This is a genomic window from Pseudoalteromonas sp. S3260 (assembly GCF_005886925.1).
GTDB lineage: Bacteria > Pseudomonadota > Gammaproteobacteria > Enterobacterales > Alteromonadaceae > Pseudoalteromonas > Pseudoalteromonas tetraodonis.
The window spans coordinates 1-13,245 of record NZ_PNCV01000082.1 but is presented as its reverse complement, the minus strand read 5'-3'; the positions used below and the strand labels follow the sequence as shown (position 1 = coordinate 13,245).

At 41.0% G+C, this 13,245-nt stretch carries 11 protein-coding genes; 4 read left to right on the top strand and 7 right to left on the bottom strand.

The annotated features are described in order from the left end of the window. Positions 1-66: 66 nt before the first annotated feature. Positions 67-1,452, bottom strand: a complete 1,386-nt coding sequence (gene radA, locus CWC14_RS13785) for a DNA repair protein RadA (RefSeq protein ID WP_013465693.1) — start codon at positions 1,450-1,452, stop codon at positions 67-69. A 355-nt stretch (positions 1,453-1,807) separates the two neighbouring features. Here radA and CWC14_RS13780 point away from each other — a divergent pair, with 355 nt between their 5' ends. After that, positions 1,808-4,288, top strand: a complete 2,481-nt coding sequence (locus CWC14_RS13780) for a PilZ domain-containing protein (RefSeq protein ID WP_138563413.1) — start codon at positions 1,808-1,810, stop codon at positions 4,286-4,288. Here CWC14_RS13780 and serB read toward each other — a convergent pair. After that, entirely contained in the window at positions 4,285-5,310 is a 1,026-nt protein-coding gene (serB, locus tag CWC14_RS13775; RefSeq protein ID WP_138563411.1) for a phosphoserine phosphatase SerB, read from the bottom strand. The genes CWC14_RS13780 and serB overlap by 4 nt on opposite strands. 142 nt (positions 5,311-5,452) lie before the next feature. Here serB and CWC14_RS13770 point away from each other — a divergent pair, with 142 nt between their 5' ends. Beyond that, entirely contained in the window at positions 5,453-6,073 is a 621-nt protein-coding gene (locus CWC14_RS13770) for an AhpA/YtjB family protein (protein ID WP_013465696.1), read from the top strand. Here CWC14_RS13770 and CWC14_RS13765 read toward each other — a convergent pair. From CWC14_RS13765 to CWC14_RS13745, 5 genes are all read right to left on the bottom strand, one after another. Beyond that, on the bottom strand, positions 6,040-6,807 hold the full coding sequence (locus tag CWC14_RS13765) for a TatD family hydrolase (RefSeq protein ID WP_138563409.1): 768 nt from the start codon (positions 6,805-6,807) through the stop codon (positions 6,040-6,042). The genes CWC14_RS13770 and CWC14_RS13765 overlap by 34 nt on opposite strands. Positions 6,808-6,819: 12 nt before the next feature. Further along, a complete protein-coding gene (gene pdxH, locus CWC14_RS13760) occupies positions 6,820-7,458 on the bottom strand; it encodes a pyridoxamine 5'-phosphate oxidase (RefSeq protein ID WP_138563407.1) in 639 nt (212 codons plus the stop codon). Between the two features lie 353 nt (positions 7,459-7,811). Further along, positions 7,812-9,554, bottom strand: coding sequence for an arginine--tRNA ligase (argS, locus tag CWC14_RS13755; RefSeq protein ID WP_138563405.1), 1,743 nt, complete (start codon positions 9,552-9,554; stop codon positions 7,812-7,814). A 62-nt stretch (positions 9,555-9,616) separates the two neighbouring features. Then, positions 9,617-11,206: a peptide chain release factor 3 gene (prfC, locus tag CWC14_RS13750; RefSeq protein ID WP_138563403.1), complete on the bottom strand. Its 1,590-nt coding sequence runs from the start codon at positions 11,204-11,206 to the stop codon at positions 9,617-9,619. A gap of 256 nt (positions 11,207-11,462) precedes the next feature. Then, entirely contained in the window at positions 11,463-12,110 is a 648-nt protein-coding gene (locus tag CWC14_RS13745; protein ID WP_138563401.1) for a LexA family protein, read from the bottom strand. Positions 12,111-12,227: 117 nt separating this feature from the next. On the opposite strand from CWC14_RS13745, the gene CWC14_RS13740 reads away from it, so the two are divergent. Continuing rightward, positions 12,228-12,479 carry a helix-turn-helix domain-containing protein gene (locus CWC14_RS13740; protein ID WP_138563399.1) on the top strand — a complete coding sequence of 84 codons (252 nt, stop codon included), beginning with the start codon at positions 12,228-12,230 and terminating at the stop codon, positions 12,477-12,479. Positions 12,480-12,534: 55 nt separating this feature from the next. Beyond that, complete coding sequence (locus CWC14_RS13735) at positions 12,535-13,245, top strand: hypothetical protein (protein ID WP_502705426.1); 711 nt, start codon at positions 12,535-12,537, stop codon at positions 13,243-13,245.

Genomic DNA, 13,245 nt, shown 5'->3' with positions numbered 1-13,245 from the left:
CTTTATATAAGTGGCTTTAAGCAAGACTAACATTGAGAACATGCATCGTTAAGCACTTTTTGTTTGCTAGTTAATTAAACTCAGTAGCTCGTGCACTGTTTTAACTGGCGTTATTTTAGCACCCAGCCCTTCCATCGATTTATGGTAGTTACGAAATGGGATAAATATTTCAGTAAACCCATGTTGCGCCGCTTCTTTAACACGGGGTACACCACTGTCGATTGGACGCACATCACCGTTTAAACTTAGCTCCCCCATAATACAGGTGGTTCGAGGTACAACAAACTCGTTCAAACTACTTAAAAGTGCAGTAACAAGCGCTAAATCAATACAGGTTTCTGATTCATCAATTTTTAGACCACCCACAATATTAAAAAACGTATCGTGAAATATTTTAGTTTTAGTGTGTTTACGTAAAATACCAGTGAGCATTTTAATCCGGTTCATATTTAAACCAACACATACTCGCTGTGGAAATTCTGCTTCTGTTTCAGTGGTTAAACATTGAATTTCGAGTAGTAAATTACGATTACCTTTACGAATACAGGTAATCGTCGACCCCGGTGATTCAGTGGTTGAGCCCGATAAGAAAATTTCACTGGGGTTATCCACACTGAGCATACCGCGTTCACACATTTTAAAAATGCCGACAGTATCTATATCACCAAAGCGATTTTTATTAGCGCGCAGGGTGCGCACTTGACCATCGTTGGTATCAATATGTAACAGTGCATCAACAATATGCACTAATGTTTGCGGGCCAGCTATTTCATTATTTTTATTTACGTGAGCAATAATGAACATAGTGACATCGTTTTGCTTACAATATTGGGTTAGCGCTTGAGCGGCACTTTTTACTTGCGAGGGTGAGCCAGGGCTACCATTAGCGGTGTCGGTGACCACGGCTTGAATAGAGTCGATAACGGCAAACTTAATTTTGTTTTTATCCAGCTCTTCAATAATGGTTTCAACACTGGTTTCAGAAAGTAAATAGAGCTCATCTTCGTTATAGTTAAGTTTTAAACGGTTTACTCGGTTTTTAAACTGCGACAAAGACTCCTCAGCAGTACAATAAAGCGATGGCATGCGCTGAGACATTCTTGCCACTAAATCCGATAGTAGCGTGGTTTTACCCGCCCCCGGATCGCCAGAAATAATATTAACCGAGCCGGTGGTTACACCGCCGCTTAGTACACGGTCAAGTTCGCCAATTTCAGTAAGCTGTTTTTCTGCCTCTGAGGTTGCTACTTCATTAATTTTTTTAGAGCCACCGCCAATACCACCGGCGTAGCCACCGACACTTGCACGAGCTGCTACTTTTTTGCTTTGCCCTGCAGAAGGTTTAAACTCTGCTAATGTGTTCCACGCACCGCAGCGACACTGACCTTGCCAGCGTTGATAGTTCATGCCACATTCTGTACAAACAAACTCTACTTTTGCCGCTTTAGCCATTTAAAACCTTACCTACTATTCTTTATTTTGAAATATTGACTGTTAAGCGCTTATTTTGCCATTGCTGGCTTTACCTTAGCAACAACGCCTTGTGGAATAGCGCATTTAGTATCACACTTACACTATACTGATGTAGTTTCATTTAACCTGCTTTAGGGCATGCTTCTTGCTTTAAAAAGCTAATAAAAACATGCCAATTAATTGGCTCATAACGAATAACAATAAACACAAAGTATAGTTACGCATAATATCGTGGTCGCATTTAACTACTTTTCGATATTAGATTTATTTAATTCTCTAATAAATAATTGCAACAGTATACCTACTTTTTAAATTAGACGGTGATGATTTATAAATGGCTGATGACGTATTGCTTAAGCATGAAGCGCTTGTAAATGAATTAAAACAGTATTTGGGAAATGCTAAGTTTGATCTCATTTTCAAGTCAAAAACTGCCGAGTTAACTAAACCCGAGCAGTTTTTAATAAAAATGGAAATGTCGCGTTTATCTCAGCCGATAGACCGCTTTATTGATCTTCGTGGTTTAGTTACTGGCCAAGTAAAACCATATGAATACAAGGGCAAGCAACACTTTATGGATGACACCGCTATTGAAGTATTCGAAGCGGCCATAAAACAACATAAAGATTACACCCTTGCAGTATACGAAGCGGTAATGAATACCGAAAATAATTATCGCGTATTACAGCAAAAATCAACGACCACCCCAGCTAAAATAATTGAACCATTACCCGAACTACCCACCGATGTAATTAAGTTTGCGGCTTATGAAAGTCGTAGCGAAGAGCGAATGAATTACTCAATTAAAATTACTATTGAGTACGATGAGCAAACAAAAATTGAAGCAAGTACTTCTGATATTTCACTCAGTGGCTGTAAAATTAAGTTGGCATCCCGCTATAACTTAAAAAAAGGTCAGCTTATTGTTATGCACTTAGTTGGCCTTGAACAAGATTTTGAGCTTGGGTTAAAAAATGGGATTGAATACGAAGTGGTTGCGATAGAAAACACCTCGGATGAATTTAATCATATTCGCTTAAAACGCACATTTAAAGAAAACAACACCGCGTTTGACCATTTTTTAGAAAGCTTTATTCACGGCAATAAACGCCGTTATAAAGTGAATTTAGATAACACCCTGGATGCGGTTATTTCTAAAGGATATGAACAATATTATATTCCTAGGGTTAATTCTTTATATGTTTTTATTAGCCAGCAAAACGGCGTTTATTATCCTAGCCTGAGCTTAACCACTGAGAACAGTTTATTTATTCAGCGTTACTTTACTGATGAACGCAAAAAATCATGTCTTTACAATGTGTTAAATCATAAGCGTATTCGTACCTTGGCGCTAAAACCTGTGGCAGTAAAAGAGGAATATTTATATACCTTTACCCATGTCTCTGCAGGAAAAATTTACTACTATTCAGCCACTCGTTCAGAGCTTGAGCAACATGCACAATTAAAAGCGTTATTTTTTGGTTTTGGTAGCCGAAGAGACAGTTGGCGTTGCTTTAAATTACAACTAATGCCGAGTCATACTGAAGATGCTTATATTCCTTTATCTTTACCTAACTCTTTAGGTAAAGATATTGAGAAACTTAATAAACCGCCTTCACCACGTGTTGAAGGGGCGATAAAAGACGTAAAATATTTAATACTACTTACCCAAGTTGGTAATGAGCATGAGCAACAGCATTATCAACAGTATGAATTTGATAAAGCCTTGGCCAATAAATTGAAATTGTTTGGCCACAGTAAGCATGCATCACCGCCGGAGCTAAATACCGTGCCGTTAGAGTACGTGAACCTTCGTTCTAATAAGCGTTACCTTTATAAAACCAGCGTCGTTATTAATACCCGTGACTCAGTACTGCATGGCCATACTCGGGACTTTTCAGTCTTTGGTTTACAGCTAGAGTGCAATCAAGAAGTGGACTTTAAAAAAGGCGATATCGTTTCGTTATCATTTCCTGATTTGCAAAAAATTACCAAAAGTTATTCATTAAGTCTTATTCAATATGAAGTAATGGCGGTGAGTAAATCGTTAACTACGATTAATTTAAAAGCACATGTAGAGAAAAAATTGCCTCATACTGGGGTCGATTTTTTTACCCTTTTAATCAATAGTAATAAACAGAAATTAAAAGTTGCTGAAGAGTCACCTAAAGTACCAGGCCTTTCTACAGCACTTAGAAATATGGTAACAAAAACGCTTTGCCAGTTTCCGATTTATTTACATAAATCAATGGCGCATTTTGAAATTGGCGCCATGGGATTTGGTTTATATCCAAGCCCTCTGCATGTTATTTTACAAAATTTTTCACTGCTAAATACTAAAACAGACTTATCAAATATTATTACTAAAGCGCACATTGCTGATGTGATCACCCCGAATATTAAAGAGCGCTCTCGCCAAGACTCGCCATTAGAATTTAGTTTGGTGATTAACTTCGATCCTAAAAAAGAAAATATAGCTGATGCAATTACCAGTCAGTGTATTTTAGGCACCGACTGCAGCGAGTTTAAACAGCAAGTAAGTAAAGGGCTGAAGTCTGAGCTGGTTTTTATAATGCGTTTATATATTTCACGTACTGGTCGACTCGATACTGACTACTTAGCAAATGAGCTAAAATACGTTAGCCAATACGCAATTCACAAGGCTAAAGACTTAGAGGATGCCTTGTGGTCAGTATCGGGAGTTGGCGATATTATTGATGTAAGTGACGAAGCCCTTGTGCATTTATCGCTCAACCAACAACAGGTTGAGCAAATGTCTAGGCGAAAACTAATTTGGTTAAACCGTTTACGTTAACCCTGTGATGGATTTAGCGGAACTGCCAACATATACAGCAATTGTAATAACGAGCCTTGGCAAATAGCCGCTTGGGCTTGTTCAACTACTTTAGGTTTGCCATGCACAGCAACGCCTAATCCTGCTTGTGCCATCATTTTTAAATCATTTGCGCCATCACCAATGGCAACTGTTTGCGTTTTTTCAAGGCCTAGTTTTTGTTGGAGCGATTCTAAAATAACCGCTTTTTGCTCAGCATCAACAATGCCTCCTAACACCTTACCTGTTAGTTTATCGTCTTTAAATTCCAGCACATTGGCATGCACTTCATCTAAATTAATTAACTCTTGTACACGCTCTGCAAACGGCACAAACCCGCCTGATGCAATGGCTAAATACCATTGGTGGTGCTTTAAAATTTGGCACAACGCTTTAATACCCGGCATTAAAGGCAGTGCACTTTTTAGATCATCAATTAAGCTTTTTTCAATCCCTTTTAGCTTGGCAACGCGTTGGTTTAAACTCTCACTAAAATCAAGCTTACCTGCCATTGCCTGCGCGGTCACACTGGCAACCTCGTCATATACATTGGCTAAACGCGCAATTTCATCAATGCACTCAATAGTAATGGCTGTTGAATCCATATCCATTACCAATAATCCTGGTTTTTTTAAATTAGGGGGATTGGTTACTTGCACTAACTGACACATCAAGGTATTTGCAAAAGTTTGAAGTTCAAGTGGGTTTATTGCCTGCTCTGTATTTTCTATATAAAAACATAATGCCGGAGATAACCCTAAATCTGGCTGGTATTGGCACATTGCTGTCACGTTTTGCTGGTGAATGGCAAAAAATTCAATCATGCTATTAATATGCGCCATACTAAAATCGCCTGCAAATGCGATACTAAAAAGCCCTCGTTCTCTGCTTGGAATTGTATTTAAAGGTGCAAATACGCCCTTTTGATAGCTGAACCATTTATTTAGGGTAAGTTGTGATAATGGTTGCTCAGCGCTGTGCTGTGCCATGTTCGCGTTCGACATGGGATCTCCGTTTATATTTCCTGACATTTAGCGCATTGATGATAGGGATATAAGATACAAAATTCGCCATCAGGGTGGATTTAAGGTTATAGTGTAGTTGTAACATCAAATCAAAATGCTGTCAGCAGCATATACGGTGACTATGAAAAATAACCATCTTAAAAATCCACTTACAGCCTCGCAAAAAAAGCGTTTAGTCCGTTTGCTATTGGCCGCTGGCTGCTTTGTATTATTAAGCTGGGTGGGTATAAATAGTAGCTTTCAAAGTCATCAACTGCTTTACGATAATGCCAATAGCGCAGCTAAATCTCTCACTCAGTTTATGGCACTGAATGCTAAAAATCCGCTGATAGAAAAAAACAAGCAGCAACTGACCACCTTATGCAACAATATCAGTAAAGATGAATTTGTACTCTCGGCCACTATTTATGACAAACAAGGTGTGGTACTTGCTAGCAGCGATAATTGGCAATCGCATCATGTGTATGGCTTATTACCTGACTCATCGCCGGGTATTAGTAAGTTAAAAACGCCTTTTGTTGAGCAAGTTATTTCAGACGACAACCGCCCTATTGGCTTTGTATCTATTACCTATTTAACCCGTGCTGCGGTATCGGCTAGCCATAATCATTTTCATGATTTAGGTCGCCAAGTGCTACTTATGTTAGTAATTGCCTGTATTTTTACTTGGCAATTAGGCCGAGGATTAAAGCGCTGGCAAGTAAATCGTTATATACAAAAAACGTCTGAGCATGAATCATAAAGCTGCTCAGCTAATTGAAATTTATCGCTATTTGGTTTTAAACCATAAAGCGCATCAAATACGTTAGGAATATGCAGTGGGGTATTTACCTCCCCTTGATAGCCTCTTAGCGGCATTGAAGGTGAGTCAGTTTCAAGCACTAAATGCTGCGGCTCAAGCTTTGCTATAACCGCACGTGTTTTAGCTGCACGCTCGTAAGTTATAACCCCACCGACTCCAAGTTTAAAACCCTGCTTTATATAATAGTACGCTTGTTGAATTGAGCCTGAAAAAGCATGGATCACACCGCCGTTTTTTGGCCTACAACGCTTAAACGACTGCGCAATTAAATCATGGCTTTGCCTGTGATGAACAATTAGCGGTAAATCAAGCTCATTAGCAAGCGCTATTTGCTGCTCAAACAGAAAGGTTTGTTTTTCAAGATTTTCGATACTGCGATCTAGCCCGCACTCACCAATAGCCACCAGCTGTGTTTTATTTACCTTAGCAAAATTAAATAATGACTCTAAATGTGATTGTTGGTGTTGCTCTAAAAAATAAGGATGCAGCCCTGCAGCTATTCTAATTTGTGGGTAGGTTGCTTTAAACTCGAGTAGTTTTTGAGATTGCGCCAAGCTAATACCTGGCACAATAAATTGGCTAACGCCCTTTGCTACACAGGCATTAATAAGTGATTCGCGGTTTGCATCAAACTCACTAAAATCAAGATGGCAATGCGAGTCTATAAACTTCAAAAAACTAGCCCACTACGGGTTTAAGCGCGTTATTTGCCAGCTATTATCGGCCTGACGCTGATACATAAAGCGATCATGTAGACGATGAGCTCCGCCTTGCCAAAACTCGATTTTTTGCGGCACAACACAATATCCGCCCCAAAAATCAGGGAGTGGTATTTCACCTTTGGCAAACTTGTTTTTCATATTGGCAAAGGTTTCCATTAACACTTTGCGCGACGACACCGGGCGGCTTTGTTGCGACGCCCAAGCGGCTAATTGACTTTCTTTTGGACGTGATAAAAAGTACTTAGCCACGGCTGACGTTGGAAGCGACTGCGCCTCACCATACACAATCACTTGGCGCTCCATGTGGTGCCATGGAAAGTGCAAGGAAATTTTATTATTACCTTTAAGCTCTTGTGCTTTACGTGAACCGGTATTAGTAAAAAACACAAAACCGTTATCATCTAAATGCTTTAGCAGCACAATACGCTGTGAAGGCTGACCAGTTTCATCGACCGTAGCGACCACCATTGCTGTAGGGTCGGGCAAGTTACTAGCAACAGCATGCTCTAGCCAAGTTTCAAACTGCTTAAACGGATCATCAAGCAAGTTGTCTTCACTGAGCGCATCTTGCAGGTATTCACGACGAATATCTTCGAGTTTCATAAAGTTCCCTCTAGGTTCTAGGTTCTAGGTTCTAGGTTCTAGGTTCTAGGTTCTAGGTTCTAGGTTCTAGGTTCTAGGTTCGTCAAAAGTTTATAAGCGCTCTGTAATACGTGTCACACTTTCCTAGTGCCTAAAGCCTATTTCTTCCTAGTACCTTGTTACTTTTGTATGTGACTTAGGCTAAATAGTTTTACCAACGCAGTCAAAGCGAACTACACGCAGCAGACGCTCACCTAAGTAGTTTAGTCTAAGATAAGGCGAACACTCGACTTATCCCTATGAGCATACGTAGTTGTATGTGATTAGGGTCAGTCGAGTGGACAACGCAGTATTAGATTAAAATACGACGGTGATTACATTTGCTCCATGACTTCGATACCTAGTAGATCTAAGCCTGTGCGCAGCGTATCTGCCACTAAATTACACAACACTAAACGGCTATCACGAACACTTGGCTCTACGCCCTCTTTAAGTACTGGGCAAGCTTCGTAGAATGTCATGTATAGGCTAGCTAGTTCGTATAAGTAACCACATAATACGTGCGGTGTGGCTTCATTGATCATCAGATCAAGGACTTCTTCCAACTGCAATAATTTAAGCGCGAGTGTTTTCTCTTGCGGCTCAATAATACTTACATCGGCTTTTAAGCTTGCAGCATCAACGCCAGACTTACGGAAAATACTGCGAACACGCGTATAAGCATATTGTAAGTAAGGGGCTGTTGCGCCTTCAAAGCTTAGCATGCTGTCCCAGTTGAAGATGTAATCGCTGGTACGATGTTTAGAAAGGTCAGCATATTTAACTGCGCCAATACCCACTTTACGTGCAATTTCACTACGGTCTTCGTCAGATAAATCTGATTCACGCTCAGCCAATTTAGCTGCTGCGCGAGTAATTGACTCTTCAAGTAAATCAGCTAATTTAACCGTGCCGCCTGTACGGGTTTTAAATGGTTTACCATCAGCGCTCATCATGGTGCCAAATGGGCAAAACTCGTAACTAGTTTCATCACGTAATAAACCGGCTTTACGTGCAGTTAGCTCCACTTGATTAAAGTGCAGACTTTGGCGCGCATCAACAAAGATTAAAATACGCTCAGCGCCTAGTTTGTTTGAACGGTAATCACACGCCGCTAAATCAGTAGTTGCATATAAGAAGCCGCCACCTGATTTTTGTACGATAAACGCTGAAGGCTCACCGTCTTTATTTGCCAGCTCATCTAAAAATACCACTTGTGCGCCTTGCGACTCTACTGCAATATTTTTATCTTTTAATAAGCTAATAATATCGTTAAGTTCACTGTTATATGCACTTTCAGCCATAATGTCGGCAGGCGTAAGGGTTACGTTTAAACGCTTGTATACTTCTTCAGAGTGCTTCACTGAAGTGGCAATAAATAGTTTCCACAGTTTTTCACAGTGAGCGTCGCCACCTTGCAGTTTAACTACGTAGTTACGCGCTTTATCAGCAAAGCCTTCTTCGTCATCAAAACGCTTTTTCGCATCGCGGTAAAAAGTTTCTAAATCAGCAAGCGCAACAGTGTCTAAATCAACACCTTGGTTAATTTGATCTTCTAAATGAGCAATCAACATGCCAAATTGTGTGCCCCAATCACCCATGTGATTTTGACGTACAACGGTATCGCCTCTAAATTCAAGCGCACGTACTACGGCATCACCAATAATAGTTGAGCGTAAGTGACCTACGTGCATTTCTTTTGCAAGGTTAGGCGATGAGTAATCAACCACTACTTTTTGTGGTTTGGCGTGCTCATTTACGGCAAGTTTTGCGTGGTTATTAGCAGCTTGTACGCTTTGAGCTAAAAACTCCGGCTTTAAGTGAATATTAATAAAACCAGGGCCAGCAATTTCCGTTTTTTCGGCAATGTCGCTTACATCTAACTGATCAATAATTTTTTGCGCCAATTCACGCGGGTTACTTTTCATTTTTTTAGCTGCGCCCATCGCGCCATTAATTTGGTAATCACCAAACTGTGGGCGAGTGCTTTGGGTAACCGCTGGGTTAGTATCTTCTGGTAGGCCTGCGGCGGTCATAGCGGCAATGGCTTTTTCTACTAAAATAGTACGAATATTCATAATATTATTTACCTTTATAAGCCCGCCAAAGCAGGCTTTGTGTTAATTCTAGAGGCTAAGTGCTAGTTTTCACGTGTGTGATTAAATGTCACTTCAGGGTAACGCTCTGTCGACAAGTTAAGATTTACACGACTCGGCGCGATGTAAGTTAAATTATCGCCACCATCAAGTGCTAAGTTGCTTTCGCACTTACGTTTAAACTCTTCAAACTTTTTAACATCATCACAGCTAACCCAGCGGGCTGTATTTACATTAACGCTTTCGTAAATTGCATCAACGTTATATTCAGCTTTTAAACGCGCTACAACCACGTCAAACTGCAACACACCTACCGCACCTACAATTAAGTCATTATTAATTAATGGTCTGAATACTTGTACTGCGCCCTCTTCTGAAAGCTGTACCAATCCTTTTAATAACTGTTTTTGTTTTAATGGATCGCGCAGACGAATACGGCGGAACAATTCAGGGGCAAAGTTTGGAATACCGCTAAACTTAATTTTTTCGCCTTGGGTAAAGGTATCACCAATTTGAATCGTACCGTGGTTATGTAAACCAATAATATCACCAGCGTAAGCATCAGCTGCACGCTCACGATCGCCCGCCATAAAGGTTACCGCATCAGAAATACTCACTTGTTTTCCTATACGCACATGATTCATTTTCATGCCTTGGCTGTATTTACCCGATACAATACGCATAAAGGCAATACGGTCACGGTGTTTTGGATCCATGTTGGCCTGAATTTTAAATACAAACCCAGTGAAGTTTTCTTCTGTGGCTACAACTTGGCGGTCTTCTGTTTCACGAGGTAAAGGCGTTGGTGCCCACTCAGTCAGTCCATCTAGAACATGATCTACACCAAAGTTACCAAGTGCAGTACCAAAGTATACAGGCGATAACTCACCCGCTAAGAACAGATCTAAATCAAACTCGTGTGATGCACCAATAACCAGCTCTAACTCGTCACGTAACTGGGCTGCAAGTTCATCACCAATCGCTTGGTCAAGCTCTGGGTTATCAAGTCCTTTAATGCTACGCACTTCTTGAATAGTATGACCTTGGCCTGTTTTGTATAAAATAGTTTCTTCGTTATGGATATGGTAAACACCTTTAAATTCTTTACCACAGCCAATTGGCCACGTAATAGGTGCACAAGCAATATTTAGCTCTGTTTCTACTTCGTCGAGTAGTTCCATTGGGTCGCGAATATCACGGTCACATTTATTCATAAAGGTAACAATCGGCGTGGTGCGCAGGCGTGTTACTTCCATTAACTTACGGGTACGTTCTTCTACACCTTTGGCGGCATCTATCACCATTAAACACGAATCTACCGCGGTTAATGTACGGTAAGTATCTTCAGAGAAGTCTTCGTGTCCTGGGGTATCAAGTAAATTAACTAACGCATTGTTATATGGAAATTGCATTACTGAGGTAGTCACAGAAATACCACGCTCTTTTTCCATTTCCATCCAATCAGACTTAGCATGCTGATTAGAGCCACGCCCTTTTACTGTTCCGGCTTTTTGAATTGCTTGTCCGAATAACAATACTTTTTCTGTGATAGTGGTTTTACCCGCATCCGGATGCGAAATGATAGCAAAGGTCCTTCGCTTATTGATTTCATTAAGAAAATCTTGGTTTGCCATGTATAAATTCTTTTAGTTTGTACACGGATTTGTACACACTTTTGGAAGTACTCTCTTTTCAGTTCTTCGCTTGTCAAATCCGTCGTGTTAATCGTAATTGGCCGCTATTTTCGCTGATCTTGACTTTATAAACAATCAATGGTTATCTAATCGGTTACCATTTACTCTCAGCGCGCGCCAATGCTCAGTTGTAGCTGTTTGCAATCGTTGCTTCTTCAGCTCATGAACAACTGTGGCTAAACCACAAATTCCATCGCTACCAAAAATCGATGATAGCTTGTCGTACTACACCGATGATGGTGCAGTTGCCGTTGATCGGTATTGCAGGGTATTGCGGGTTCAAAGGTTTTAGATACTTCTGTTCACCATCAATAACCAACTGCTTAAAGATTGCTTCTTTCGAATCATCCAAACGCGCAACAACCAATGAACCTGAAGAGTAAGGTAACTGAGGATCAACAACGATCACTCCCCCCTCAGGTATGGATTTTTTCCCGCTTGGATTTTCCATACTGTCGCCTTTTACGCGAAGTGCGAAACAACCCTCATGTGCTTTCCCAGTGACTTCACGCCACTCTTCAGCATCTTCATGGGCAAATCCCTCCGCTATTTCAGTCCAATCACCGGCCTGAACCCAGTTAATGAGAGGAATTCTTCCCTTAATGTCAGGCCCAACTTCTACATTACCGACCCCCAAGCCAATCTCGCCATCACCTGTGGCGAGCCAATGAGCATTCACGCGAAGCGCCTCCGCGATCTGCATGGTGTAACGAGACCTAGCCGATTTACCAGAGCAAATCTGGCTGATCGACTGCTGTTTGATACCAATGCGACGAGCCAACTCAGACTGAGTCACCCCAGTAAGCTGCAAGGCATGGTTTAGTCGTTCGGATAAAGTTTTCATAAGCTCACATTCTACAAATAAAACTGTAGTCTTTCAACAATTTTAACTGTTGACTTATCTACAGTTTAAACTGTAACACTCAATCTTGTAACAGTTATTATTGTAACAGGAGACGGTATGGAAGTGTTCAACACGACACAAAAACATCTCCGCCGTGCCATTGACTTGGTCGGCGGGCAATCAGCATTAGCACGAGCCATCAACTCAAAACAGCAAAACGTCTGGTTTTGGTTGAATAAATCAGGGCGTGTTCCCGCTGAATTCGTTTTACCCATCGAACAAGCTACGCAAGGACTGGTAACCCGATCTCAGTTAAGACCGGACATCTACCCCGAATGCCCAAGCGAGCTGAAAGCCAGTAACCAGTAGGATTAAGGGCAAGTAATGGTCAGCATTTTACGTAAACAAAAAAGCGAGTACCTCCATGCGTGATTATGGCAAGGTCTATACCCGCTTTTGGCTAAAGCAAAACGTTTTGTCCTGGAGTGACTCAGCGAAGTTGCTAGGACTGTATTTGCTTACATGCCCACATTGTAATTTGCTTGGCTGCTTTCGATTGCCGATTGGTTACGTTGCTTCTGACTTGAACTGGGATGAGCAACAGGTTGCCAAGGCTCTAAATGAGTTAGAACAAGATCTGTTCCTGATTCGTTGCGAGGAATCTGGTTGGACTTTGATTCGAAGCCTTCTGAAGCACAACCCAATCGAAAACCCAAACCAAGGTAAGGCAGCCTTTCGGTTGCTTAAAGATGTACCTGCCAACTTCATTGGTATGGCATCGCTTTTGAAATCTCTTGCCGCTTTTCAAGCTCGGCTTCCAGAAGAATTTTCATCATTGTTTATGCCTGATGGCAACCCGGTAAGGGACTCTCAACGGTCGGATGACTCTGAGAGAAGCAATAAGCCAACAGTTAAAACTGTTAACCAGATACAGTTTGAAGACTTCTGGGATGTACAAATACGCAAAGAAAAAAAAGCGAAAGCCAAAGAAGAATGGCTACGCATGGGCCTCAATGAAGACCATGAACTCGCCTTGGTAGTGCTAACACGCTGGAAAGAGCAACGAGACAACCGATTGCAGTATCAAGATCGGACTAAGACCCCTATGCCACATCTGACTCTTATACACAAATAA